Raw genomic sequence first — 24,730 nt, forward strand, 5'->3', positions numbered from 1 at the left:
CGCGAGTGGGGTAGTCATTGGTCATGCGGACTCTCGCGACGGTGCTCGCCCCGGTGCTGGCCGGGGCGAGCTACCTGCTGTTGATCCCGTGGGACCTGCGCAACCGGCCAGAACACCCCGGTGAGCTGATCGAGACGACACCGGTGCGCACCTGGGCCGTGATCGTGTTCGTGCTGGTGCTGCTCGTGCTGGGGGGCTGGCTGGGCCGTGCCGGCGTGCCGCCGTGGCAGGCGATGCCGCTGGTCGCGGGCGTGCCGTCCGCGCTGCTGCTGGCGTCCTACCTGACGCATCGTGCGCCGGATGCGAACCCCTGGCCCCTGGCCTGGGTCTGCTTCACCGTGCTGATGGCGGTCGCGGCACTGCTCGCCGCGTTCGCGGGCCGGGCCTCGGTGCGATGACGGCGGCAGGATCGGCCGGTGCCGTACGCAGCGGGGGCCGGAGCCTTCCGGCCCCGGCCCCCGACAGCGGCGTAGCCGCCTACCGCAGTACGAACACCTTGCTCGCGGTCGCCGGGACGAGCACGGTCTTCGCGTGCTCACGGTCGGGCCCGCCGTACCAGTGCCACTCCGGGCCCTCGTTCCAGCGCACCCGCACGAGCTGCGGGCCGAGCACCCGGAACGTCGCGCCGTGCTCGAACGAGTCCTCCGACCAGATGCCGCCGGCGAAGTCGCCGGTGACCGCGTTCTCCATCGCCACGTAGCCGTTGCCCAGCTTGCCGGGCATCTTCACGGTGACCGCGGTGCCCCGCACCACGCGGTAGTCGTACCGGGTGGTGCTGCCGGTCTTGACCTTGACCTTGTCGGCGAGCAGGCGGTTGCCGGTGGTGCCGCTCCACTGCGGAGCGTGCCCGTCGACCTTGAAGAACAGCGGCCACTCGTACGGACCCAGGAAGTCGATCGTGTACCGGCCGTCGGCCTCGAAGCTCGCGTAGCCGAAGCCGCCGCCGGTGTTGTACGCCTCGTCGACCACCCGGATGGTGCCCCCGGACAGCGCTCCGGTCTCGCTGGTCACCGTGCCGGAGATGACGCCCGCCCGGTCCATCCGGATCGTCGGCGTCGTCGTCACGGTGCCCGCCGTGAAGGTGAACACCTGGGCGCGCGGCTGCACGCCGGTGCCGCCGTTGCGGCCGACCCACTGCGCGCCGTAGCCCTCGGCGCCTTCCGGGAACGCGAACAGCTGCCGCTTGCCCGACTCGACCGGGATGTCGACCACGCCCGAGGCGTCGGTCTGCTGGCAGCCGTCGCCGATGGTCGGAGCCACCAGTTCGAGCGCCAGCACGCAGACCCCGGCCAGCGGCTGCCCGGTCGCCCGGTCCACCACCGTGGTGTGGAGCCGGGCCATCGGGGTCAGGTCGAAGGTCAGCGAGGTTTCGGCACCCGCCGTGACGGTGATGGTGGCGGAGGTCGTGAGGTAGCCGTTGGCGAAGATGTTCGCCTGGTAGGTGTCGGCCCGGACCGCCGGCATCGAGATGACGCCGTTCTCCGCGTTCGGCGATTGCGCGCCGAAGGAGGCGTAGAACTGCTCGATCGGCTGACCGGTGATGGCGTCGCGGGCCCGCAGCGTCAAACTGCCGGTCGGCAGCCGTACGTCGTCGACGACCGCGTTCTGCCCGGCGGTCACGGTGATCCGGTCCGCGGCAGCCGCGGTGACCTTGCCACGCGCGTACTGGTCGACGCCCTGCGTGCCGTCGAAACGCACGATGTACTCGCCCGGTGCCAGCTCGGGGAAGGTATACCCGCCGTCCTCGCCGGTGTACGTCCACTGCCCGGTCGAATCGCCGTTGGAAAGCGTGAGGCCGACCTGGACCCCGCTGAGCCCGGCGCCCGCGGCATCGGTGAAGTGCCCGCTCATCGAGCCGGTGGCCAGCAGTTGCTGGTCGATCGGCAGCACCACGCCGGGCGTGACGGTGACGGTGGCGGCGTCCTTCTCGTTCCAGGTGTTCGGGTACCACTGGACCAGGCCGTTCTCGCGGGTCACCCGCAGCCGCCAGGCACCGCCGAAATCGGTGATGCGGTACCGGCCGTCCTGGTCGGTGATGGCGAGCGGGCCGCCCATGCCGTCCCGGTCGACCAGCTCGACCCGCACCCCGGGAGCCGGCGCGCCGTCCGCGGTGGTGATCTGGCCGGCCACGCTGCCGACCGGCAGCTGGGTCTCGTTCACGGTCACGGTCTGACCTGCGGAGATCTCGAACACGGTGGCGTCGTCGGCGCTGCGCGCACCCGGCGCCCACTGGGGCTCCTCGAAGTCCCGCATGAACTGCAGCCGGTAGCGACCGGGGAAGACGCCCAGCGTGTAGGTGCCGTCGCCGGCCCAGACGCCCGAGGTCTGCCCGGTGTCGCTGATGGCGCTGACGTTGACCGACAGGCCCTCGCCCGAGGCGTCGGTGAACCGGCCGGTGAAGGTGGCGTAGGGGAGCAGCTCGTCGTCGACGGTGGTGACGCCGCCCGCGGTCACCGGGATCTCGGCGGCCGAGCCCCAGTCGGTCGCGCCGTAGGCGAACTGCTCGGGCCGCCCGGGAGCCCGGAAGACCACCCCGTACGGGCCCGGGCTGAGCCCGGTGATCTCGTAGGCGCCGTCAGCGTCGGTGAGCGCGCTGCCCCAGGAGTCGCCGTAGGTGTCGACCTGGACGCCCGCGACGGGCTGGCCGTTCGAGGTGAGGTGTCCCTTGATGGTGCCGGTGTCGGGTTCGGCCTGCGCAGGCACGGACAATCCCAAGGTGGTGATCGTCACGGCGGCAAACACGAGCCCGAGCCGGCGCAGTGGTGTCCTGCGCATGTGTCCTCGGAGGGGTGAGAGGGATGGCTGAGCACGCTCCGGGGAGAGTCCCCGGTGTGCGACACGGTAACCGTTTTGCTCTAGGCCGTGGGGGCACGGTATTCTTCTGCGTCGGTGGTCAACGGGGCAACCCGCGGACCGCCATGGAGGCTTCGCCTAGTTCGGTCTATGGCGCCGCACTGCTAATGCGGTTGGGGTCTTAAAGCCCCTCCCGGGTTCGAATCCCGGAGCCTCCGCGCAGGACCACCTGAACGGTCGGGAAACCGGCCGTGTATGCTGATCCAGCACCAAGCGCCCGTAGCTCAATGGATAGAGCATCTGACTACGGATCAGAAGGTTAGGGGTTCGAGTCCCTTCGGGCGCACAGCTGAACGAGGGCCGGTCTTCCGTCACGGAAGACCGGCCCTGTCTCGTTTCCCGGCCCGAGCCGACGGCTGCGTCGGCGGTGGATCGCGGCGCAAGACCGAGGGAATGCCGTGGGCGCATACGCCGTCGCGCCCGCACCACCGTGGCGGCGCGGGCGTGCAGGCAGCGGCGGAGGGGGTCAGTCCTTGCGGTTGGGGTCCTTGACGAAGACTCCGTCCCCTTGGCGTCCCTCGATCAGGCCCTCAGCCTTGAGCACCAGCATCGCGCCACGGACCGATCCGTAGCTGATCTGGTACTCCTCTCGGATCTGGCTGATGGACGGTAGTTTGTCGCCCGGCTTCAGCTCCCCCGAGCGGATCTTCTCGCGGATGGCGTTAGCCAGCCGCTCGTACTTCGCGGTCATACCATCTCCCATGGCTCGCTTCAGTAGTAGATCACCGTCACTCGCCCCGAATCAACTCTTCAGCCGGATATCTAGACATAGTCAACTAGCTCGTTTATGGTGATGACGGTCTCTTCCCATGGCTCGCACCCCACGGGTCGAGACCGATGGTGTGCCGACTGCTGCGAGGGACGCGTAGGCGGTACGCCGGGCGCGGCGGCCGCATCCAGCGTGTGCCGTGAGCCGCCGCGCCCTCCACGACGCCGACGTCACCGGCTCGGCCGCGATGCTCGATGGTCGGCCGTCCATGTTCGACCGGGTCGTCGATCGGGTCCGGCCGTTCGGCTGATGGGTTCCGCCGGCGCAGATCGGCGTTATCAAAACGTTACTGATCAGCAAATGTCGACGCTGCGTGAGGCCGGACACCGGCAAGGCGGACAGTGCGTGTGAAAAACGGGGCCCCCGGCCACGGTCTGTCACCACAAATGATCGTGGCGACCACCCCCAGTTACTGGTCAGTAGCTTGACCCTTGTGGTCCGCGTCATAAGGCGGAAACATCGTCGGCACCCCGAGCGCGGTCTCACCCTGCGCACGGCGAAGACAGACCCCGCAGGCGGTGCGCCGCGGGGCAAACCCCATCGCGAGGAGGTCCCTGTGAAGGACTCGCAAGGCAATCTGGTACTGGGGCGTACCAGATGGCGGCGCTTCGCCGCCGTGGTGATCCCGGCGACCATCGCGGTCTCCGGCCTGATGGCCGGCGTGGCCAACGGCGCCGTCCCGGTCACCTTCCACGTCTCCGGGCAGACCGCCAAGATCTCGGCGGACGTCCTGGTGGCCGAGGGCTTCAGCCAGTACGGCGGCGTGGTCACCGAGAAGAACGGCACGCCGCACCCGGTGGCGATGTCGGCGATCAAGGACGCCACGCTGACCAACCTGTGCCAGTCGGTGACCACGCCGATCCCGGGCCTGGGCGCCGTCACGCTGTTCATCCGGGCCGGCCGCGAGAAGGGCGCGCCGGTGACGGCGGAGAACCTGCTCATCGGCATGGACAAGCTGGAAGGCGACGCCGTCTTCACCAACATCAACATCGGTGCGGACGCATCGGAGCTGACCGCCGGCGGTCCGCACCACGGCCAGGCCGGCCTGTTCGGCCAGGAGGCCGACCGCGCCGACATCGCGGGCGTCAAGCAGGTCGCGCGGCTGACCCAGGCCGGCACGTTCTCGCTGCACGGCCTGTCGCTGACGGTTTCCATGGACAGCACTGGCTGCTTCGCTGACTGAGCTGGTCGCGACCGGGGACGTGTTGGCTAGGCACGTTCCCGGTCACCTGGATTCTTGGAGGCACCAGTGACCCTGTGGCAACGGTTCACCGCTTGGCGGCGCAGCCGCCCGTTCTGGGGTGGTCTGCTGGCCGCACTGGCCGGCGTGGAGATCATCGCCAGCACGAAGATGACCCTCGACGGGGCCACTCTCAGCGTCGGCATCAACGGCTTCCAGGCGCTGCTCATCCCGCTGATGCTGGTGCTGGCGGGCCTGCTGGCCTGGTTCACGCCCGCGCAGCGGATGTTCTACGGCCTGATCGCCGTGTTCGTGGCGACATACTCGCTGCTCGCCGTCAACCTCGGCGGCTGGTTCGTGGGGACGCTGCTCGGCATCGCCGGCGGTGGCCTGATCTTCGCGTGGAACCCGGCCGACGGCGACCCGGCAGGCGACGGCGAACCGGAGTCCGGTGACGACGGTGACCAGCACGCGGACATGGACGGCCTGCTCGACGGGCCGATGACGGACACCCTGCCGCCCGCGGCGAACCCGCTGCGCGACGGAGTGCCCGCCCCGCGCCAGCCGGCCGAGGACCAGACGGCCGCCGACGAGCGGCACCACGGCGGCCCGCGTCACGCCGCCATGGTGATCGCCGTGGCGACACTGACGGCCAGCGCGCTCAGCCTGGTCGTGGCGCAGCAGCCCGCGCGGGCCGCGGACTGCGGCACGCAGTCCACGGCCCGGACCGGGCCGGTGCGCGAGGTCGTCGGCGGGATCCTCGACGCGGTCGGCGGCCTGCTCGGCGCCGACCAGGCGTCGCCGAGCCCGGCGGCCTCGCCGGAGCCGTGCCCCTCCCCGGAGGAGCCGGACCCGTCGCCGACCGGGGGTCCGAAACCGTCGGCCTCCCCGAAGCCGGAACCGTCCAGCAGCCCGGAGCCGTCCGGCAGCCCGATGCCGTCCGGCAGCCCGGCGCCGAGCGGGTCGGACTCGCCCGAACCGTCCGGCAGCCCGACCCCGTCACCCGCGCCGACCCTCAAGGCCGCCCGCGGCCAGCAGGCGGTCGCGGAGCGGCCGGGGCTGATGACCGGCAGCCGCGTGTCGATGGTGGGGCTCACCTTCGACGGGATCGTCGAGCTGCCCACGAAGGACGGCGGGACCGTACGGACCCTCCGCTTCTCCATGGACAGGTCGGACACCAACGACTTCCGGCTGCGGGTGTACGGCAAGGACGGTGCGGTCACCGACATCACCACGCCCCGACTCACGGTGGCGGGCGACCGGGTGTACTTCTACACCAGCCGGTTCCGGGGCAAGGCCCTCGGCGTGCTGGACGTCGACTACACGCCCGACGCGCCGCCGGTGCTGACGCCACCGCTGGTCTTCTTCACCGACCCGGTGATCGACCTGGTGTACGTCGACTCGCCCGAGCTGCGGGCACCCGACATGAAGATCGTCGAACACACGATCTGAACAGATCGAAGGCCCCCGGCCGCGGAGCGCTCCGCGGCCGGGGGCCTTGTCGTACGTGCGGTGGGGGTCAGGCGGCGACGACGGTGTCGAGCGCGATCTCGACCATCTGCGAGAACGTCTGCTCGCGCTCCTGCGCCGTGGTGGCCTCGCCGCGCTTGATGTGGTCGCTGACGGTGAGGATGGTCAGCGCGCGGGCGTCGTAGCGGGCCGCGATCGTGTACAGCGCCGCCGACTCCATCTCCACCGCGAGCACGCCGTAGTCGGCGAGGGTGTCGTACAGGTCGGGGCGGTCGGTGTAGAAGGCGTCCGCGGCCAGGATCGGGCCGACGCGCATGGTGACGCCGCGCTGCTCGGCCACCTCGACGGCCTTGCGCAGCAGCCCGAAGTCCGCCACCGGCGCGTAGTCGATCAGGCCGTCGAAGCGCATCCGGTTCATGTTCGAGTCGGTGCTCGACCCGATCGCGGCGACCACGTCGCGCAGGTTCAGCGACTCGGCCAGGGCTCCGCAGGACCCCACCCGGATCAGCGTCTTCACGCCGTACTCGTTGATCAGCTCGTGGGCGTAGATGGACGCCGAGGGCATCCCCATCCCCGAACCCTGCACCGAGACCGGGGTGCCCTGGTAGGTGCCGGTGAAACCGAACATGTTGCGGACCGTCGAGTAGCACTTGGCGTCCTCGAGGTAGTTCTCCGCGATCCATTTGGCCCGTAGCGGGTCGCCCGGCATGAGGACCCGGTCCGCGATCTCACCGGGCTTGGCGCCGATATGCGTACTCATAAGGGCGATCTTCCCACGCTGCGGAACGGCCCAGGCGGCAGATCACCACTCGGAGACGGGCTTCACGACCTCCACCTCGCCGCGCAGGGCGATGAACTCGGCACGCGCCGTCGCGGCGGCGGACCCGTACCAGAGGAGGGTCCCGACGCTGTCCTCGTCGGTCCAGGCGCACACGGCCGTGGCGTTGTGCTCGCCGCTGTTGACCTGCCCGCAGGCGGCGTATCCGCCCCGCGGCCCGGCGGGGCCTGTGCGAGCACAACGCTCCTTCGTCGGAGGGTGAGGCGCATCATAGGCGCGGCGCACCGTGTCCGGAGGCCCGAAAGTCCTGCGGGAAAAGGAGAACGCCCGGCTGTCCGTGGCGGACTGCCGGGCGTTGCACCGTTGGCGGTGGCGGAGGGATTTGAACCCTCGGAGGAGTTACCCCCTCACACGCTTTCGAGGCGTGCTCCTTAGGCCGCTCGGACACGCCACCGCCGAAGACTCTACACGAGGATTCAGCAGGCCCCGAAACCGGTATTGAAGAGGCGGGTCAGATACTCGCCGTAGCCGGCCACGGCCTTCTGGACGGTGGCTCCGTCGTGCAGGAACAGGTAGCCCCGATCACCCCGGGTGACCAGCAGCCCGTCGAAGCGGTGGCTGTCCGCGGGGGCCGCCAGCACCTCGGCATCCGGGTATGCGGTCCGGGCCTCCTGCAGCGAGCTGCCGGTGTGCACGCCCTCCGGGGTGCGCAGCGGCGCGTCGAACCACATCATCACCAGGCGGTCGTCGGCGGCGAAGACCAGGTTGCCCTGGGGCATGCCGGTGACCTGCGTGCTGCAGCCGGAGCGGGACCCGTCCAGGCGGGGCTCGAGGTCGGCGCGCTTGGTCCCGAACCGCACGTCCCGCACGCCCTGCAGGTGGACGATGTCCGGGCCCTGCGCGACCGGCGTGGCGCTGACGACCGCCCCCTGCTCGGGGGTGGCCGGCGTCTGGGTCGCCTGCGCGCACGCGGCACCCACCATCATGACGGTCGCGAGGGCGAAAGCTCCGCGCATGGCTGTCCCCCTAAAGACACCGGCCTGTGAGGCGACTCCCACCGGGGGTGAGGTCGTGCCCTCGACTATACGACTACATTCCGTGACTGCCACCTCACGCTGAGGCTTTCTCGGGTTGGTTGAGCAGCATATGCATCCGTTCCTGCACCGTTTTATGCATCGGAAATGCCCCAGGCGCGCATCATCGGAACATCTCGCCGCCGGTAAATTTCAGATCCGTCGCCCCGCTGCTGTGCGGAAGGCGCTGACCAAGGGACAACGGTCCGTCGGCGCCGACCGCTATGGCGTCGGCGTGCCCGGGAGCCGGACATCACCCTCGGGCGTACCCCGGGCGTGGGCGCAGGGCCCCGAAAACGACAGAAGCCCGGATCGTGGCGATCCGGGCTCCGGTACGTTACTGCTCGTGAGAGCGGAGGATACGAGATTCGAACTCGTGAGGGTTTTATCCCAACACGCTTTCCAATGCTGCCGAGTGCCGTACGGCGCGGTGTATAGCTGACGTTCTGGCAGGCCGGCCACCCCTGCGTCCATGTCCGAACGACTCCGTACGGCCACGAATGAGACCAAGACTGAGACCGAGACTGCGCTGGACCCCAGCCAGGGCTGAGTCAGCAGCTCCAGTCACCCCACCGCCAGACCTTCCACGTGGACTTCGGACGACCGTGATACTCGCGGCCGGCAGCGCCAGCGCTCTCCGTGCCGCTTCCGCCGACACCGCTCGTGCTGCGCCATGGCCTGGCGTAGGTCCCCAGTAGGGCACCGCACGACTTGACCGCGGCTCTAAATAGGCTTCGACCTGGTTGCTAGCCCGTGCTAGGTTCCGAATGCGCGTCTGCACCCCGAAATCCGGCAGCAGCCACACTCCTAAGAGCGGCGCGCAGAGAGGGCTAGCCATGCCCAGGGTTTCCTACCCGTACGATCTCCCGGCTCACCCCGTCGACTACGGCGTCGAGGTCGCTGTCGACAACCTGAAGATCGATACCGAGGCGCAGCGTTCGCTCAACGAGAAGCGAGCCCAGGCCATGCACGGAGAGCTTGTCCGCGAAGCCGTCGGAGCGATCATCGTCTCCCAGCGTGCCAACGGGGACATGTACATCGTCGACGGACAGCACCGTTGGCGCGCGTTCCAGCTCGCCGGCATCTCCAAGATGCACGCCGAGGTCCACCACGGCCTCAACCAGCAGCAGGAGGCCACGCTCTTCCTGATCAAGAACCGGGAGTCCTACAAGCCCAACCCGCTCGACCAGTATCGGGTCGGTCTGACGGCAGGGCTTCCGCTGTACGTCGACACCGAGGCGGTGCTCAAGAAGCACAGCCTCGGTCTCGGATCAACCTCTACGAACAGCGTCGGCGCAGTAGCTGGTGTGCTTCGAATCACGGAGATGTACTCCGCGGCCGTCCTGGACCGCACCCTCTGGGTCGCGGAATGGGCGTGGGACCGGAGCGCCGACGCGTGGGATGGCATGCTGCTCGGCGGGATCGGCACGTTCCTCGGCAAGCATGGTGATCTAGTTGATGACAAGATCCTGGCGACGAAGCTGCTGAAGGTCGGTGGAACGGCGCAGAAGTGGCGCGCGACCGTGTTGAGTAAGTCCTCCAGTGGCGGCTTCCACAACAGCGGAACCGGCTCGCGGATTTCGACCGCCTACCAGCTCGTTAGGGACTGCTGGAACCACGGGCTTAAGAAGAACAGGATCGAGGGCTAGCAGCCTGGCTGAGGCAGTGGGGTGCGGACCCAGTCGTGTCCGCACCCCACTGCCTCTTTGTGGTTTTCAAGACCAGATCATGAAACGGCACTGAGCTGCGGCAAGGTTGATCTACTCGACAATCTGTCCGTGCATAGTCCGGGAGTGATGCGAGAGCGGTCACGGTTGCCTGACTTTACGCGCGCATATAACCAAGTTGATTAAGTATCGCCCCTGTGCTCTACAGCCTTCAACCCATGCTGAAACACTTAGGGGGTTTCGCAGGCGTCGCGCCAGCTGGACACAACGCATCGTCGTGGGTGTTTCAGCGAGGGTGAACGCCTGGCCCAAGCCATCTGTCCCGGTTGTACGTGGCTAGCGCCGACCCGACCTGCATCAGAGCGTGTGGCAGCGAGCACCCACAATGGCCTGATGGGTATGAGGCCGAAGCGCTATGGTCCGGCATGGCGGAAGATCACCAAGCGACGACCGGCCAAACCGCAATCTCACTGGACGCAACATTGGGTCGCCGTAGGCGCGATCTTGCTCGCCATTGGCACAATCGCCGGCCCCTTGGTCGCCATCTACGCCATCACGCGCTCGGACGCCGCCAACCTCGAACAGCAGCGCATCGGGCTGGAGCAGCAGCGTCTAACGGAGAGGGGTCAGATCACCGACCGTTTCACCAGGGCAAACGACCAGCTCAGCTCCGATAAGCTTGAAGCTCGCCTTGGCGGGATCTACGCCCTTGAACAGATCATGAAGGACGCAACCGAAGTCTACGAAGACCCCACCATCGAGATCATCTCTGCTTACATCCGCAGCCACTCCCCCCGCCCCTCGGCGGGAACGGCCGAGCCCTCCGCAAGCCCTCGCCTCGCAGACGGACCAGTTGCGCGACCCGTCGATGTTCAGGCAGCTCTCACGGTGCTGAGCCGACGTCCCGGCCCTGACTCCCACCAGCGTATTGACCTCACAGGCGCGAACCTGGTCGGCGCCAATTTGTATAAGGGGAATCTCAGCCGGGCCTTACTGGTCGGCGCCGACCTGCGTTACTCGTTCCTGATCGACGCGGACCTCCACCACATCTCCCTGTTCGCGGCAGACCTGCGCTGGGCAAATCTGAGCGCTGCACTTCTGACGGGCGCTTTCATGGCTAAGGCGGACCTGCGCGACGCGGTGCTCAGCAACGCGGACCTGAACACCGCAGAACTGCTCGACGCGGACCTGAGCCGCGCGAACCTGAGGGCCGCGCACTTACGCGGAGCGAATCTGGCCGGTGCGAATCTGGCCGGTGCGGACCTGAGCAGCGCGGACCTGACCATCGCGGATCTGGCCGGCGCGGACCTACGCGGTGCGAACCTGAGCGGCGCGAACCTGGCCGGCGCGGACTTACGCGGTGCGAACCTGAGCGGCGTGGACATGAGCCGAGCAGATCTGACTGGCGCAGTCCTCACCTAAGACGGGAACGGCACGAGCGACAAGCAGAGCGCCCAGGGCGCTGCTCAGTGTTTCAGCAAGGGTGGAAGGCCGCGCCACGTCGCCGCGCAATCGACCGCGAAGCGTCCCGAAGGATGAGTCTCGCGAAGCGAGTCCCTTAAGCCCTTGCCTTGACCGTAGAACCAGCCCCGGCGGTGACACGGTGACAACCGCCCCCTCGCGGTCGCACCTGCCCAGCTCAGACCCCTCCGAAGCTGTCACCACTCGCCGGTGACAGGCGATGACAACGGTGACAGCGAAGATCACCCAGGGCGCGGGCGGTTGTTTGGTGGACATGAACGCTGGCCGGCCTCACCCCTGCTATCTTGATCGAACACATGTTCTAACGGCTCTTCCCCGCCGCCCGCCGAGCAGGGAGTCCGCCATGCCCGCACCAAGTTCACGCGCCGGAGTCAGGATCGCCGACGCTGCCGACGTAGGACGCGCGCTGTCGCTCGTCCGCGACAACGTTCCCGAGCGCGCGAACACCACGGACATGACTCACCCGGTCGCCCGCGCCGCCGGGCTGGACCAGACCCGCCTAGCTCCCGCGTTGCCCGTGCATGACGCGCTGCGCGGTCTGCTGCCCTCGCAGGGCCTGCGGCGCGGGACGGTGGTGTCGGTGGTCGGCTCCACGCTGCTGGCGCTGGCCATGCTCGGCGCAACGTCAGAGCAGGGCTCATGGTGCGCCGCCGTCGGGATGCCCGATCTCGGCCTGGCCGCCGCCGCAGAAGCAGGCGTGGAACTGAGCCGCTTCGTCCTGGTCCCACACCCCGGCCCGCAGTGGCTGGAGGTGGTCGGCGCGCTGCTGGACGGTTTCGAGGTGGTAGCGGTCCGGCCGCCGACGCGGCCGACTGATCGTGTGGCGTCGCTGCTGGCCGCTCGTGCCCGCCAGCGTGGTGCAGTCCTGCTGCCCGTAACAGCGGACTGGCCTACTAGCGACGTGACGCTGTCCGTCACCGCCCGGCAGTGGCACGGCCTGGGCCAGGGCCACGGCCGCCTGCGCTATACCGATATCACTGTCGACAGTCGCGGCAGAGGATCGGCGGGTAAGCCCCGAGGCGCTGTCGTCCGCCTGCCGTTGGGGGCCGGTCCACTCCTGGAGGAGGCCCCGACCGCCCCGCGGCACCTACGTGTCGTGTAGGTCGCCGGTGCCTGCTGTTCGCAACGCTCCACCTGCCGCAGCCGTGGCCAGCGCCGCTCGGAGTGGCCTCGCCGACGACTCCCACAGCATCCCGCCGCCGGACGCCTTGGGCATCCTCCCTGTGCGGGTCTCCTGTGGATAACTGCTCGCTTGTGGATAACTGCCTGATCAAGCTGTCGTCTGGTACATGCCGGGCGCGGTGACAGCGGTGACACGGTGACAATCGCCCTGCCGCACCGGTGTAACCGCATGTCATCCCGCCCAAATGCCTGTCACCGGGCTGCGGTGACAGGCAGTGACAACGGTGACAGGAGCAGATCGTTCGACTAGAGCTGGCCCAGTGAACCGCTGCTAGCCGCGACCGACCTATACAAAATTGACCTAGTCACTTATGCTAAACGCGCGAGCCATGGAAGAAGCCGTGCCCCGCCCTCAGGGAGGGCGGGGCATTGCTCGTTCCGGCAACAGGCGAAACTCCAACAATATGCACGACACACCCAAAATGACTGCTGTGCAATAGATTAAAAGAGAGGCTATGTTGCGCTGATGGTAGAGAAAGTCTCACTTGATCGCGCCACCTGGGAATTCTCCGAGCAGATCAGTGACCCGAGTGGCTTCGGTGCGGTGTATGCAGCCAGTTCGGATGTACTGACTAATGCGGTTCTAAAGTTTGTGCCCAAAGGCAGGGGCGCGGACAGGGAGTTGTTGTTCGTCAACCCTGTGGGCGTAAGGAATGTCGTGCCCATCGCCGACACCGGCGAGACTGATACACATTGGGTGCTGGCGATGCCGCGAGCAGAAAAGTCGCTGAAAGCCCACCTCGCGGAGCAGAGCGGCCCCCTCAATCTAGACTCCGTTATCGCAGTACTAGCCGACGTTACATCCGCGCTCATCGACCTTGAGCGCGCTCAGATCGTTCACCGCGATATCAAACCGGCGAATACCCTGCTGTTGGATGGCACGTGGTGCCTCGCAGACTTCGGGATCTCGCGCTATGCGGAGGCAACGACGGCACCCGACACTCACAAATTCTCTGCAACGCCCCAGTATGCCGCGCCAGAACGCTGGCGCAGCGAACGCGCTACATCTGCGTCGGACGTCTACTCTCTGGGGATTATGGCGTACGAGATGGTGGCCGGGCGGCTGCCATTTACCGGGGACGAGTTCGAAATTCGCAATGGACACCTTCACCTAGAGCCATCACCGCTGCACGGCGTCCGGAACTCGTTCGCCGCCTTGATCGAAGACTGCCTATCAAAGTCCCCTGGGGCACGGCCGACCCCAGAGAACCTGCTTAACCGCCTCGCTAGGGCCGCGGCTCCGCCGCCCGCAGGAGGACTCGCCCGCCTCGACGAGGCGAACCTGGCGGAGGTTAAGCGTCGTGCCGCAGTGGCGCGCGCGGAGTCTGAGGCAACGTCGGAGCTAGAGCGCCGCGTCACAATAGCGAAAGACGCCGCCAGGACGCTGCGCCGCATCAACGACGCCTTACGCGAAGCAGTGCTGGATGTCGCGACAGCGGCAACAATCGCCAACGAAGGGAACGGCCGCTGGACGATCTCCCTCAACCGCGCACATCTCACGTTTAGCGAGGTCGCCGAACTTCGCCAACGCCCGTGGGGAAATCGCCCCGCATTCGACGTCCTTGCCTACGCCTCCATAGGTGTCCGAATTCCAGGCAACTCCCGGGGATGGGAGGGGCGGAGTCATGCTCTCTACTTTTGCGACGCAAAGGAAGCCGATAGATTCGGATGGTTTGAGACCGCGTTCATGCACAACGCGTTCTCCCGATCCATGCCCTCGATAGACCCTTTCGCCCTTCCTCCCGATCAGGGAGCCGCAGCGCTCGGCGGCGGAATGGCAGGAATCCAGCTCGCGTGGCCATTCATGCCGGTCACCTACGACGATGTGGAGGAATTTGTCAATCGCTGGACCAGCTGGTTCGCGGAGGCCGCGACCGGTGTCCTGGGTAGGCCGGGAACAATGCCCGAACACCCAACGCAGGGGTCATACCGCACTAGTTGAAGATCAAAATAGGCGATCTTCCTACCGGCTTCAGCTCCCACGGATGTACGGCTCTGGCCGGCGTTCTACGGCTAGCCGTGGGCTAGCTTCCGCACCTTTACCCAGGCCATCGCCTGTGTCCTGCACGGCATCGGGCGAAGGCCAGTCCTTCAACAAACATGCCATAAGACTCGCAGCAACGCCGAACTGTTGGGAAGGGATGTGGCTGTGACAGAACAGCAGTTGACGATCGTTAATCGGAGTCCTCGGCCCCGGATGCTCATACGTGGATTCTATGAAGAGCCCGAATTGGTAGCTTCCATTTCAGAGCTCGCCCCGACATTCCAGGTTATCGAGGACTTTGGCGAGGTGAGGCAAGAGGAATGGGATATGGTCGTTACGGACCAGAACATTACCGACTGCAAGCCTCATCTGTTCGTAATCTACTTCGGCGGGTTGCAAGAGAGGGAGCTTGTCGACACCGGCTACTCGTGGGCAAATAACGTTGTTTGCGAGACGGGTTTTGTTTCACGTGAGTATGCGCGCGTAACGGGACTTTCTGAAGCTATTAGTGCGCTTGTGCACGAGCAGTTGGAGCCCGTGCTCAAGGCGCGTACTAGTCACATCGTCTTCACCGCAGAACCGAAGATGTCCTTTGCCTCCGGTATGGATTTTGGCCAGGGCCCGATGCCGAAGCGCGTGGAGCGGCCGAAGGTTGTTATAGATCCATTCATTCTGGCTGGAGACGGCGCGCAAATTCTGGCAGGCCGTTATAAGCGGATGTCTCAGCCTTCAGAAGTTTGGCTGGTGCCACAAGATGTTCCCGACTACCTCGTGTGGGTTCAGGGGGCAATGGCCGAGTGGTATCGGCTCGATTCAACGCGATTTCCCGGTGTTCCCGACTGGACCCGAGATTCGCGGTGGCTGACCTCTGCCGAGCTCGAAGTTCGTGAGCGCCAAACTCGCGTCACTGACCGCCGTACCAAACTCCTCGCGGAGTTGGAGGCCGAATTGACCGATCTCAAGCAAGAGATGGCTGAGGCTCGGGAACTTGCTGACAACTACGAGCGTGCATTGCTTACGACTCAGTCTGAACCTCTCGTTGAGGCAGTAGCAAAAGCTTTCACCGAATTAGGTTTCGACGTAGTGAACGCTGATGAAGCGGCCGAATCGCGCGACTTCCTGGAGGATCTTCACATCACAGATCCTGATGATCCAGGCTGGATCGCGATTGCCGAGGTTAAGGGATACACGAAGGGAGCCAAGACGGAAGCCCTGGTTCAGTTCGTGAGGTTCAATAATCGCTATCACCAACGTTACGGACGGCTGCCAACTGCATGTTGGTACGTCGTCAATCAGTTCCTCGCGCGTGACCCTGGCAGCAGGCAGCCCGTGCTCCACGGTAAAGACGACGACGTCAAGGCGTTCGGCGAGTCGAATGGTCTGGTCATTGATACAGTGATTCTCTTCGGCTTGCTGAGGTCAGTTCGGCAGGGTGCGTACACGGCAAGTCAAGCTCGGTCGGCTCTGCGTGCCAGCACTGGACGGCTTAGTGAAGCCGCTATTGAGCAAGCGTTGCCGAATTAGTCTCCCCAGGATTAAGGCGGCGCTGACGCGCCGCGCCGTGGCCGCTCGCCCTTTCCGCGCTCCGCCTTCGGCCGCGCGGGTAGGGCGGCGGCCCGCTCAAGGTGTTGTCTACGTTGCAGTTGAGGTTGTCGCACCGAACGGCTAGAAACCTTGGCATGGTGAGCACCCCCGCCCGAAACGCACCCGCCCACTGGTGGGTCAACCAGCGCCACACCTTCGATGCTGAGCGCGCCGAGGGGATCATGTGGGCGCCGAAGCTCAGCCAGAACGGGCGCCAGCAGTCGCACTGGGAGACGATGCGCGACGTACAACCCGGTGATCGGATCGTCCACTACGTCGACGGCGTAATCATGGCCGTCGGTGTAGCCGCGACCAGCGCTTTCGACTCGCGGCGGCCACCGGCGCTCGGCGACGAGCGATGGGAGGACGAGGGGCGGATGGTGCGGGTCAACTACACCACCCTGACTCGGCCGATAGGCATCGACGAAATCCCGGCCGAGCACCGCACGGCGTCGCCGTTCAACAGTGCGCATAAGGTCCTTCAGGGTTACCTGTTCCCCATCGACCCCGAGGTGCTGGCTTACCTGACGAGCACGTTCGCGGAACTGACGTGGGACGTGCCGTACGCCGCGCGCTACGTGCCTGACGAGGCCCGCGAGGATGCCGCCGAGCTGCTGAGAGGGCTATTGGGTGTTCAGCTGTGGACGCCGGCTGGACAGCCCAACACGATCCTGGAAATGGGCCCGGGCGACGTGCTCGTTGCCACGGGGCGCACGCCTTCAGGTACACGTGTTCCGATCAAGTGGGTTGCTGAAGCGCTGGAACGGCTCGCAGACGAAGGCGCCCTGACGATCTCCGTTGATGAAGTCGGCTATCGCAGCGCGTTCATCGGTGCGGTGCTGCGCACGTTGCCTGGCGCTCGACTCGTCGGGAACCCACCCACGATCACATTCGAGCCCGAAGACGGCGAGCCAGAGCCGGAAGCGCCCGCGGCCGAACCGAGCGGGCCGCCCGCCGGAGCCGGCTACGAGGGACCGCTGAACAAAGCTGTCAGCAGCACCGCGCGAGCCGAGCAGCCAAAGCTGCGAGCCAAGCTGCTGGGCGCTGCCAAGCAGGCCAGTTGCGCCATCTGCGATGTCACCTACCCCGTGAAGTTCGTCTGGGCAGCCCACATTAAGAAGCGGGCGAACTGCACCGAAGACGAGGCACGCGACCTCGACCACATCGCGATGATTGCCTGCCTCTTCGGATGCGACGTCCTCTACGAGGCAGGGCTCATCGCCGTCAACGGCCAAGGCCGAGTCATCACCAGCCCTACCGTGCAGGACAGTTCACCTCTCGGGCAGCAACTCGCCCCACTGCGGGGGCGGCTGGTGGCAGCTTTCACCGACACCAGCCGCAAATACTTCGAATGGCACCGAACGAACACATTCCTCGGACCAGCCTGAGCGATCGCGGACAAACGTCGCAGGCTGGTCAGTCGCCGACCAGCCTGCGACGTCATCGGCGTGAGCTTTGCCGTGACCGTGGGCCAGGCTCCTGTCGAATGTCGGTCGGCCTAGGGTCGGCACCCGCGGGGCCGGAGGCGAAGCGATCGTTGCGGGTGCGACGCGCTCAGGCTAGCTGGACCAGCGTTCGATGAGCGCCTGCATGATCTCCTCCATGCTTGTCACCACGACGTCCGCTCCAGCCGCAGCAAACCGGGTTGCCTTGTGTCGTCGGTTGGCGTAACCGATCACCGGTACGCCAGCCGCACGGGCGCCCTCGATGTCGGCGATTGAGTCGCCGATAAGCACGCAGTCTGCCGGCGCGACACCAAACGAGCGCACGGCGCGAAGAATCGGCGCTGGATTGGGCTTCATCAGGTCCGGCTCAGCGAACGCCCGACCGACAATCGAGAGAACGTAGTCATCTAGCTGACGTTTTTCAAGATATGCATATATCGCGGCCGCTGAGTTGTTGCTCACGATCGCAATCCGCAGTCCGAGATCAAACGCAGCAACGAGCACCTCGCGGGCGAACGGAGTTTCTTCCGCTGACTCGACTGCCTGCATCTCAGCAGCACAAAGAGCCTCCTCGACGGTGCGAACTTCGGATGGCGTGCCGTTCGCGCCAACCCAGCGAAGAACCTCCAGAGGATCACTTTCTTCCGCCAGGGACTCTGGGACAACCAGCGGCGTCTGACGGACCAGCGATACCAGTTCGTTCGCGATGGTAGGTGCCGGGTACCCAGCAAAGATGCTGCACACCGGCCCGTCAAAATCCAGCAGTAGCCGCCGACTCGGCGCCAGTAGGTTGGCGAGCCCACCCGGCCCTGTCATTGGGTGTACCCGTAGGCAATGGTGCTCCACATCGAGTCGAACCACGCCTTGGACGACTCCACGAACTGCGTTCCGTGTGAGGCGTCTTCGTCCGTGACCGCATAGTGGAACAGAGGCACGTCCTTGCCCAACAGGTCGAAGATCGAAATCGGCTCGCCCTGGATCGAGACGGCGCGCTCAACCACGGGGTAGTAGCCGAAGAACACCTCGTCCGAGTTGAGCACATAGAGCTTGAAGAGCGGTGCAGCGCCGTGCATCCGGACTTCCACGGTTGCAGAGCGGACAAGCCCGAGGTCACCGACTTCGGTCACTTGTTCCACTATCGCGTCCACGACGCGCCGCGTGATGCGCTCTGCACGCTCGCGTACTGCAGGATCATCTGCCTTCGTCTCCGCGCGTGCTGGCAGCGCCATGGGCACGCTCATATCAGAGATCAGTAGCCGGACCGCGATCGTCTCAGGTGCGATGCTGCCATCGCGGATCTTGTCCAGCGCTCCGGCGATGGCGTTTCGTAGGGTCTCGCCTGAGAACCCCGCAAAGTCCACGGTCACATGCGGCCGGCCGAAGGCTTCCTCGATATGCGGTCCCAGCTCCCTGGCCTTTTGCGTCTGGGCGCGAACATAAGCACCGCTTCCCTGTCGGCTCACGATCAAGCGTTCGCTGCGCAAGATCTCCATCGCCCGCTTCACGGTCTCCCGGGCTACTCCGTAGCGCGCTGATAGCTCTGGCTGAGACGGCAGCTTGTCGCCGGGGGTCAGCCGGCGGGTGAGGATCGCGGCCCGCAGCTTGTTCGCGATCTGCTGCGACGACTGCGTGGGGTCATCGGGGTCCAGCTCGCCGAGAAAGTCAAGGTTCTTCGCCACCCCAGAACCATAACGCTGACTAGCCAAGTTAGGAAAGTTCCTTCGGGTGGGTTGACTTGGCTAGCCAGGCTCCCCTACGGTCTTTCTTGACCGACATGGCTAGCCAGGTTGGTCGCTAGCTCGGCAGAGTCCGGACTGCGGGGTGGCCTCGGCTGCGCCGTGCGCGACGACGAACCGCTGCGACTTGTGCCTTGAGAACTTCATAGCGACAGGAAAAGGCGCTGGCTACGGCCGCTCCGAGACTCCCTGCCTTGAGCCACACGGTGGCCGACCCCGGTAGATCCCGGGCGAGCGGGGCGAACGAGCGGATAGCGAGCGCTGATTGCACAGCTCATCTGGCCGCTTGTCGGTCGAGTGTTTCGGCTTGTCCGGGGCGTGGTCCACGCGCCCGCGCCCCGGCTGGCACTTGTCCCCGTACCGCATCTGATCTGGAAAAGGTGGACGTGATGACCCTCGCCGCGTGTGTTCGTGTCTCGATCCGTTCGTCGGCCGCGTGGCGTGAGTGCCAATGCGGCCGCCTGGTAACGCAGCCCGCCGACGACGGTCGCTGCGACGACTGCCGTAAGCCCCGGTCCCGCCGGGTTCGCGTGCGCTGACGGTTTCCGTGCGGCCCCGGGCATCTGCCCGGCCCGCGCGGTGGCCGCCAGACAGGCGGACAGCAAGTGGCCCCAGCGGGCTTGCCTCCCGCTGGGGCCTTCGCACCCATCCCACCTGTGGAAAGGAAGTCAGCGATGCCTGTTCAGGCTATCGCGTCGGCCCCTGCCGACGAACCGGCACACGACCGGTTGACCATCGCCCACCCCCTGGCCGCCGTCGCGGCCCGCAACTGCGCCGACCACACCCACGACCTGGCCGACCTGGTCGGCGGTGTCGCCTGCGGCGCGGCCTGGGCACAGGCGCTGCACGACGACTTCATGTTCGCCCTGGAATGCGGCCTGCCCCTCGACCTGGAGGCGGACCCGTCCTACGTCGACGAGGTCGCGGTGCGCCGGGCGATGCGCGGTGAGGCGCTGGAGCTGACCGAGCTGGAGCGCGCGGAGGTCAAGCGCCGCCTGGCCGAGATCACGCGCCGCCGCAACCAGCCCTACCGGTTCGCATGCTCCCGCGCCGCAGCAGCACGCCGGGCGGCGGCGCGGTGAACGGGCAGCTTGACCTGTTCACCGGCGCGGCCACCGACCGGGCCGCTGCACCGCCGAAGGTGCGGCGGGCGGTCAAAGCCCCGCTGGAGCGCGGGCAGGTCCGCTACGCCTCGTTCGGCGGGCAGCGCGACTGTGACGACTGCTGGCAGACCCAAGCCGCCGCGAACGCGGCCGGCACGCCCGTGCCGCTGCGACGCCGGGCCAGCAGCAGCCGCGAGACCACCGCTGGCAAGGCGTACCTGTGCGAGCCGCACAAGCTGGACCGCCAGGCCTCCGACACGGAGGTGCAGGTCTGATGCCCCGCACCCGTGTAGGCCGTGCCATCGGTGACATCGCCCGCCGCGCCGCCCGCGGAGAGCTGAGCGCCGCCCAGGCCGCCGCGCTGATCGCACGGCTGCGCGCCGGGCAGCGACACGCCCTCTACCGCGCCGCCCTCGACTCCCTGGCCGCGCCGGGCGAACCGGTGCAGGTGCGGCTGATCGGCCCCACGGCAGATGTGGCCAACCTGCTGACCGTCCTGGACGACGCCACCACGCTGACCGGTGTCTCCGACCCCTACCCGACATCCCGGCCCGGTGTGGTGCGCGTGTACGCGACCGCCGAGCGCCGCCACCCACTCACTGGAGGCTCGAAATGACCGCACCCACCAGCGTCTACCCGCCCGCTGTCGCCGCCATGATCGACGACTTCACCGCGTGGGCTGCCGAGCTGGGCACCGCCCCGTCGCGTAACGCCACGATGAAGCGGTTCCGCATCGGTGACGAGAAGGCCAAAGCGCTCCTGGCCACCCTCGCCGCGCCCGCGCCGGACGAGCGCCTGACCACCGGCCCGGCCCCGCAGCAGCAGCCCGAGCCGACCGGCCCGGACCTGGAGCCGGAGATCACCCCGGAGCCGATCACGGTCGAGCCGTCGCCGCTGACGGCGGTTGACGTGGCCCCGGAGCCGAAGATCGCCGCCGGGCCGGTCGAGCGGCCCGCCGCCGACCCGATCCCCGTCGCGGCACCGCCGCTGCCCGTCACCGCGTCGGCCCCGGTGCCCGCACCGGTCCGGCGCAAGCTTCAGATCCGGACCTGGCCGATCCTGGTCGTGGGTCTGGGCGCGTTCATCGCGATCTGGGCCGGGTGGGTCGAGCTGGGACGGCTGACCGGGTTCGGTGTCGTGCACCCCCTGCCGGGCATCTGGGACAGCTTCAAGATTGACACCGCGATCACGCTGCCGCTGGGCATGGACGCCTACGCCGCATTCGCGCTCAAGGTGTGGTTCACCCCCGGCATCTCGGCCCGCGCCCGCAAGTTTGCCCGCTGGTCGACGATCGTGTCCCTGCTGGTCGGCATGTGCGGGCAGGTCGCCTACCACCTGATGGAGGCGCAGGGCATCACCACCGCCCCGTGGCAGATCACCACCGCCGTGTCCTGCCTGCCCGTCATCGTGCTCGGCCTGGCCTCCGGCCTTGTCCACCTAGTCCGCGCCGACATCGAGGAGGACGAGCAGTGACCTGCTAACGGATTGAGCGTGTCAGTTCCGCGGTCCGTTGCCTGATCGGCGGCTACGCAGTTGCCGCTGAATCCACGGGATGACCCAGGCCCACAGGCCCCCGAAGATTGCGAACACAGTCAGCCAGTACCGCCATCCGTCCTCACCTGGATAGATGAGGCTGACGCCGAGTTGGACGGCTAATCCCGTGAGCATCATGCCTAGCAGCTCGCCCAATCCTGGCCGGCTTCTGGAGCCTTCCTGCCCGCTATCGGGCATCACCCCTCCTCTCCTCGTTGTGCCGGAACTGTAGTGCGCGCTGCCAAGCGCACTGAACATGCGCCCGGCAGGGCACACCGCTGCCTGGCCCTCAGAACGTGCCATCACGCCGCTGACCGTCTCCGTGCGGGCCAGGGCTCATCACCCCTGGCCCGTCGCGGTGGCCGCCAGACCGGCGACCAGCTCACGCGGGACACGGCCCGGCTTCTCTACGGACAGGCCGCGCCCCGCTACCCCTCACAGAAGGAGCGCACCAAGTATGTCCAGCACCTTCACCCCGAACGTTGGGGGTCGCGCGTGAGCGACGGGCAGCCGTGCGGGCAGTGCCCGATGCTGCACGCCGAGATCGTCCGCCAGCGTGCCCTGATCGACCAGCTTCAGCAGATGTGCACGTGGCTGAGCAACCGCCTGGCCGAGCTGCGCGGCGCGGTCGCCGCTGCTGAGGCGCTGATGCGCGCCGAGGCTGAGCGGCCCACGATGCCGCCTGGCCGGCTGCTGACCCAGTTGCACGAACGCTTGATCACCGCCCTGTTCGACGCTGACCGGAGGTAGCACGATGGCACTGACCCCTGTCGTTTTCAGCGACGACGACGAGCCCACCCGCGTCACGGTGCCCGCCCCGGGCGGCCCGGTCGACGCTGAGTCGTACACCGTCTACAAGCCCGACCAAGGCGTTCCTGTTGACGCGCCGGACACTGCGGCCACGCTGACGTGGTCGGACGTGTCCAGCGGCGACGCGCGCCGCCGGGTGCCGCTGGTGCCCGCGTGGCTGGTGTCGGCGCACACCCGGCGCGCGACGCTGCGCGCCCTGGCTGACAACGTCGGCTACTTCGCCGCGTTCCACGCGCTGCGCGGCCCGAAGTACGCCATCAAGACGGCGCTGTACGCCCCCCGCGGCGCGGCCCGCATCGTCGGGCGGATGCTCTGGTGGGCCAGCGCGGAAGAGGGCAACTGGTCGCTTCGCCAGCACGCCGCGACCAGCAACGACGCCTACACCTGGCAGTCGCTCAACCGCACCCGGTCCAAGGAGTCCAAGCCCCGATGGATGCTGGTCGGCGCTGCGGCCCTCGCGGCGTGCGGCGGGGGTTCGGCCCTGGCGGTGTCGGACGCGGTCCCGCCGATCGGCTGGTACGCCGCCCTCACCGCCGCGGTGCTGCTGGCGGCGCGGGTCGGCCGACCGGCAGACAAGCCGATCACCGACCGCGTCAGCACCTCACCGCGGTTCACCCGCCTGACCGCTGACCAGGTGCGGGCGGCACTGGTGTCGCTGCGCCTGCCCGGCCTCACGGAAGGCTCGCAGGTCGAGTTCGTGCACCCGGGCATCCACCGCGACGGACCAGGCTGGCTCGCGCGGGTGAACCTGCCCGCCGGCATGGAGGCCGTGCGGGTCCTGGACCGGCGAGGCAACCTGTCGTCCGCGCTGCGCCTGCCGGTCGACCAGGTCTGGCCGGGCGCTGGCCCCGACCACGCCGGGCAGCTCGACCTGTGGGTCGGCTACCAGCCCGCGTCCAAGATGGGCACCCCGCGGTGGGCGCTGGTCGCCTCGAACGCGCAGACCAGCGTGTTCAAGGAGGAGGAGTTCGGCTCCGACGAGCGTCAGCGGCCGGTCAAGACCAGCCTGTTCGCCCGGTCGTTCCTGATCGGCGGGCAGCCCGGTTCGGGCAAGAGCTACGCTGCCCGGGCGCTGGCGCTGATGGCGGCGCTCGATCCGACAGTGGAGTTCAAGATTGCCGAGTTCAAGGGCACTGGCGACTTCATCGACTTCGAGCCGCTGTGCTCCACCTACGTGGTCGGCGTTGACGACGACGCGATCCGGCAGGGCGGGGCGATCCTGGCGTGGGCGCTGGGCGAAGCCGAGCGGCGCGGTAAGCGCATCCTGGCCGCCAAGCAGGCCGGGCTGGCCCCGGAGGGCAAGGTCACGCCCGAGCTGGCGCGCAAGCGCGGGTCCGGGCTGCACCCGATCCTCATCGTCATCGACGAGGCGCACGAGCTGTTCGCCGCCGACAAGGACGCCGCCGACGCGGCAGAGCGCCTGATCAAGCGGGCGCGGGCGCTGAACATGGTCGTCATCCTGGCGACCCAGATCCCGGACAAGACCAGCCTCCCGCCCAACATCACCCGGTGTGTCACCAACCGCTGGTGCCTGTCGGTCGCTGGGCAGGTCGAGAACGACATGATCCTGGGGACCGGGGCGTACAAGCGCGGGATCACCGGCACCGTGTACCGGCCAGTGGTTGACGCGGGCTGGGGCGTCATGACCGGCGGCCCGACCCCGACCGCCGTGCGGTCGCAGTACCCGACGCCCGACCAGGCCGCCGCGATTCTCGCCCGGGCGCTGCTGCTGCGCGGCGGCAGCCGGCAGGCCACCACGGCGCAGGCACCGGCCCGGGATCTGCTGGCCGACCTGGTTGACGTGGCCGCCGGCAACGGCCAGCACTGGACCGCCGCCGCCCCGGCGCTGGTCGAGCGCTGGCCCGAGGCGTACCCCGGGCTGACCCCCGACGCCCTGTCGGAGATCGCCCGGTCTTTGGGCGTCGCGTCGGTGGACGTGAAGGTCGGCGGGAAGGTCCTCAAGGGCTACCGCCGGACCGACATCGGCAAGATCCTCGCCGCGCGAACCGGCCCGGACGGGCGGTAGCGCGACAGGTAGCGGCACACGACCGGGTAGCGCTGGCGCTACCCGGTCCGCTACC

General features: G+C 67.4%; 22 protein-coding genes and 3 tRNA genes. 17 read left to right on the forward strand and 8 right to left on the reverse strand.

Annotated elements, in window-relative coordinates:
* The first annotated feature begins 23 nt into the window (after window positions 1-23).
* Entirely contained in the window at window positions 24-398 is a 375-nt protein-coding gene (locus HAV39_RS08790; protein ID WP_191838644.1) for a hypothetical protein, read from the forward strand.
* A gap of 79 nt (window positions 399-477) precedes the next feature.
* Here the strand turns inward: HAV39_RS08790 and HAV39_RS08795 are convergent, their stop codons facing one another.
* Window positions 478-2,703 carry an MSCRAMM family protein gene (locus HAV39_RS08795; RefSeq protein ID WP_191838645.1) on the reverse strand — a complete coding sequence of 742 codons (2,226 nt, stop codon included), beginning with the start codon at window positions 2,701-2,703 and terminating at the stop codon, window positions 478-480.
* Window positions 2,704-2,920: 217 nt separating this feature from the next.
* Between HAV39_RS08795 and HAV39_RS08800 the strand changes: the two genes are divergently transcribed.
* Both HAV39_RS08800 and HAV39_RS08805 read left to right on the forward strand, forming a co-directional pair.
* Window positions 2,921-3,011 (forward strand) — tRNA-Ser (locus tag HAV39_RS08800).
* A 55-nt stretch (window positions 3,012-3,066) separates the two neighbouring features.
* Window positions 3,067-3,139, forward strand: a tRNA-Arg gene (locus HAV39_RS08805).
* 180 nt (window positions 3,140-3,319) lie between these two features.
* Here the strand turns inward: HAV39_RS08805 and HAV39_RS08810 are convergent.
* Entirely contained in the window at window positions 3,320-3,544 is a 225-nt protein-coding gene (locus tag HAV39_RS08810) for a winged helix-turn-helix domain-containing protein (RefSeq protein ID WP_144119775.1), read from the reverse strand.
* Between the two features lie 634 nt (window positions 3,545-4,178).
* Here HAV39_RS08810 and HAV39_RS08815 point away from each other — a divergent pair.
* Together HAV39_RS08815 and HAV39_RS08820 are read left to right on the forward strand one after the other, a co-directional pair.
* On the forward strand, window positions 4,179-4,805 hold the full coding sequence (locus HAV39_RS08815; RefSeq protein ID WP_191838646.1) for a DUF6230 family protein: 627 nt from the start codon (window positions 4,179-4,181) through the stop codon (window positions 4,803-4,805).
* A 66-nt stretch (window positions 4,806-4,871) separates the two neighbouring features.
* The gene (locus HAV39_RS08820; protein ID WP_191838647.1) at window positions 4,872-6,254 is read left to right on the forward strand and encodes a DUF6114 domain-containing protein; all 1,383 of its coding nucleotides are present in this window, start codon (window positions 4,872-4,874) and stop codon (window positions 6,252-6,254) included.
* A gap of 67 nt (window positions 6,255-6,321) precedes the next feature.
* Here the strand turns inward: HAV39_RS08820 and deoD are convergent, their stop codons facing one another.
* From deoD to HAV39_RS08835, 4 genes are all read right to left on the reverse strand, one after another.
* Entirely contained in the window at window positions 6,322-7,032 is a 711-nt protein-coding gene (deoD, locus tag HAV39_RS08825; protein WP_191838648.1) for a purine-nucleoside phosphorylase, read from the reverse strand.
* 42 nt (window positions 7,033-7,074) lie between these two features.
* Window positions 7,075-7,206 (reverse strand): hypothetical protein, encoded by a 132-nt coding sequence (locus HAV39_RS43225; protein ID WP_275413963.1) that lies wholly within the window; start codon window positions 7,204-7,206, stop codon window positions 7,075-7,077.
* Window positions 7,207-7,414: 208 nt separating this feature from the next.
* Window positions 7,415-7,504: transfer RNA gene (locus tag HAV39_RS08830), tRNA-Ser, on the reverse strand.
* 22 nt (window positions 7,505-7,526) lie between these two features.
* Entirely contained in the window at window positions 7,527-8,066 is a 540-nt protein-coding gene (locus HAV39_RS08835) for a hypothetical protein (protein WP_191838649.1), read from the reverse strand.
* An 893-nt stretch (window positions 8,067-8,959) separates the two neighbouring features.
* On the opposite strand from HAV39_RS08835, the gene HAV39_RS08840 reads away from it, so the two are divergent.
* The 6 genes from HAV39_RS08840 to HAV39_RS08865 all read left to right on the forward strand — a co-directional run bounded on the left by HAV39_RS08840 (window position 8,960) and on the right by HAV39_RS08865 (window position 17,410).
* On the forward strand, window positions 8,960-9,772 hold the full coding sequence (locus HAV39_RS08840) for a ParB N-terminal domain-containing protein (RefSeq protein WP_191838650.1): 813 nt from the start codon (window positions 8,960-8,962) through the stop codon (window positions 9,770-9,772).
* A gap of 411 nt (window positions 9,773-10,183) precedes the next feature.
* A complete protein-coding gene (locus tag HAV39_RS08845; RefSeq protein WP_191838651.1) occupies window positions 10,184-11,212 on the forward strand; it encodes a pentapeptide repeat-containing protein in 1,029 nt (342 codons plus the stop codon).
* A gap of 403 nt (window positions 11,213-11,615) precedes the next feature.
* Window positions 11,616-12,374: a hypothetical protein gene (locus HAV39_RS08850; protein ID WP_191838652.1), complete on the forward strand. Its 759-nt coding sequence runs from the start codon at window positions 11,616-11,618 to the stop codon at window positions 12,372-12,374.
* Between the two features lie 546 nt (window positions 12,375-12,920).
* Window positions 12,921-14,396 (forward strand): serine/threonine-protein kinase, encoded by a 1,476-nt coding sequence (locus HAV39_RS08855; protein ID WP_191838653.1) that lies wholly within the window; start codon window positions 12,921-12,923, stop codon window positions 14,394-14,396.
* Between the two features lie 207 nt (window positions 14,397-14,603).
* Window positions 14,604-15,962, forward strand: coding sequence for a hypothetical protein (locus HAV39_RS08860; protein WP_191838654.1), 1,359 nt, complete (start codon window positions 14,604-14,606; stop codon window positions 15,960-15,962).
* Between the two features lie 155 nt (window positions 15,963-16,117).
* Window positions 16,118-17,410, forward strand: a complete 1,293-nt coding sequence (locus HAV39_RS08865) for a hypothetical protein (protein WP_191838655.1) — start codon at window positions 16,118-16,120, stop codon at window positions 17,408-17,410.
* A 171-nt stretch (window positions 17,411-17,581) separates the two neighbouring features.
* On the opposite strand, the gene HAV39_RS08870 is transcribed toward HAV39_RS08865, so the two are convergent.
* Window positions 17,582-18,283, reverse strand: coding sequence for an HAD family hydrolase (locus HAV39_RS08870; protein ID WP_191838656.1), 702 nt, complete (start codon window positions 18,281-18,283; stop codon window positions 17,582-17,584).
* Complete coding sequence (locus HAV39_RS08875; RefSeq protein ID WP_191838657.1) at window positions 18,280-19,146, reverse strand: winged helix-turn-helix domain-containing protein; 867 nt, start codon at window positions 19,144-19,146, stop codon at window positions 18,280-18,282. The genes HAV39_RS08870 and HAV39_RS08875 overlap by 4 nt, the downstream gene beginning before the upstream one ends.
* Window positions 19,147-19,877: 731 nt before the next feature.
* On the opposite strand from HAV39_RS08875, the gene HAV39_RS08880 reads away from it, so the two are divergent.
* The 6 genes from HAV39_RS08880 (at window position 19,878) to HAV39_RS08905 (ending at window position 24,675) form a co-directional block, all read left to right on the forward strand.
* Complete coding sequence (locus tag HAV39_RS08880; protein ID WP_191838658.1) at window positions 19,878-20,285, forward strand: hypothetical protein; 408 nt, start codon at window positions 19,878-19,880, stop codon at window positions 20,283-20,285.
* Window positions 20,282-20,581: a hypothetical protein gene (locus tag HAV39_RS08885; protein ID WP_191838659.1), complete on the forward strand. Its 300-nt coding sequence runs from the start codon at window positions 20,282-20,284 to the stop codon at window positions 20,579-20,581. The genes HAV39_RS08880 and HAV39_RS08885 overlap by 4 nt, the downstream gene beginning before the upstream one ends.
* Window positions 20,581-20,922 (forward strand): hypothetical protein, encoded by a 342-nt coding sequence (locus HAV39_RS08890; RefSeq protein WP_191838660.1) that lies wholly within the window; start codon window positions 20,581-20,583, stop codon window positions 20,920-20,922. Before HAV39_RS08885 ends, HAV39_RS08890 begins: the two co-directional genes overlap by 1 nt.
* Window positions 20,919-21,779, forward strand: coding sequence for an ABC transporter permease (locus HAV39_RS08895; RefSeq protein ID WP_191838661.1), 861 nt, complete (start codon window positions 20,919-20,921; stop codon window positions 21,777-21,779). Before HAV39_RS08890 ends, HAV39_RS08895 begins: the two co-directional genes overlap by 4 nt.
* Before the next feature lie 588 nt (window positions 21,780-22,367).
* Window positions 22,368-22,589 (forward strand): hypothetical protein, encoded by a 222-nt coding sequence (locus tag HAV39_RS08900; RefSeq protein ID WP_191838662.1) that lies wholly within the window; start codon window positions 22,368-22,370, stop codon window positions 22,587-22,589.
* A 4-nt stretch (window positions 22,590-22,593) separates the two neighbouring features.
* Window positions 22,594-24,675: an AAA family ATPase gene (locus tag HAV39_RS08905; protein WP_191838663.1), complete on the forward strand. Its 2,082-nt coding sequence runs from the start codon at window positions 22,594-22,596 to the stop codon at window positions 24,673-24,675.
* The last annotated feature ends 55 nt before the right edge of the window (window positions 24,676-24,730 follow it).

The organism is Catellatospora chokoriensis, assembly GCF_011297315.1.
Lineage (GTDB): Bacteria > Actinomycetota > Actinomycetes > Mycobacteriales > Micromonosporaceae > Catellatospora > Catellatospora citrea.

Bases quoted from the DNA above. Each gene is read 5' to 3' on its own strand.
- HAV39_RS08835 (WP_191838649.1), bottom strand. From the start codon at position 8,066: ATGCGCGGAGCTTTCGCCCTCGCGACCGTCATGATGGTGGGTGCCGCG.
- HAV39_RS08855 (WP_191838653.1), top strand. From the start codon at position 12,921: ATGGTAGAGAAAGTCTCACTTGATCGCGCCACCTGGGAATTCTCCGAG.
- deoD (WP_191838648.1), bottom strand. From the start codon at position 7,032: ATGAGTACGCATATCGGCGCCAAGCCCGGTGAGATCGCGGACCGGGTC.
- HAV39_RS08845 (WP_191838651.1), top strand. From the start codon at position 10,184: ATGGGTATGAGGCCGAAGCGCTATGGTCCGGCATGGCGGAAGATCACC.
- HAV39_RS08870 (WP_191838656.1), bottom strand. From the start codon at position 18,283: ATGACAGGGCCGGGTGGGCTCGCCAACCTACTGGCGCCGAGTCGGCGG.
- HAV39_RS08865 (WP_191838655.1), top strand. From the start codon at position 16,118: ATGGTGAGCACCCCCGCCCGAAACGCACCCGCCCACTGGTGGGTCAAC.
- HAV39_RS08790 (WP_191838644.1), top strand. From the start codon at position 24: ATGCGGACTCTCGCGACGGTGCTCGCCCCGGTGCTGGCCGGGGCGAGC.
- HAV39_RS08895 (WP_191838661.1), top strand. From the start codon at position 20,919: ATGACCGCACCCACCAGCGTCTACCCGCCCGCTGTCGCCGCCATGATC.
- HAV39_RS08900 (WP_191838662.1), top strand. From the start codon at position 22,368: ATGCTGCACGCCGAGATCGTCCGCCAGCGTGCCCTGATCGACCAGCTT.
- HAV39_RS08840 (WP_191838650.1), top strand. From the start codon at position 8,960: ATGCCCAGGGTTTCCTACCCGTACGATCTCCCGGCTCACCCCGTCGAC.
- HAV39_RS08850 (WP_191838652.1), top strand. From the start codon at position 11,616: ATGCCCGCACCAAGTTCACGCGCCGGAGTCAGGATCGCCGACGCTGCC.
- HAV39_RS08810 (WP_144119775.1), bottom strand. From the start codon at position 3,544: ATGACCGCGAAGTACGAGCGGCTGGCTAACGCCATCCGCGAGAAGATC.
- HAV39_RS08905 (WP_191838663.1), top strand. From the start codon at position 22,594: ATGGCACTGACCCCTGTCGTTTTCAGCGACGACGACGAGCCCACCCGC.
- HAV39_RS08880 (WP_191838658.1), top strand. From the start codon at position 19,878: ATGCCTGTTCAGGCTATCGCGTCGGCCCCTGCCGACGAACCGGCACAC.
- HAV39_RS08890 (WP_191838660.1), top strand. From the start codon at position 20,581: ATGCCCCGCACCCGTGTAGGCCGTGCCATCGGTGACATCGCCCGCCGC.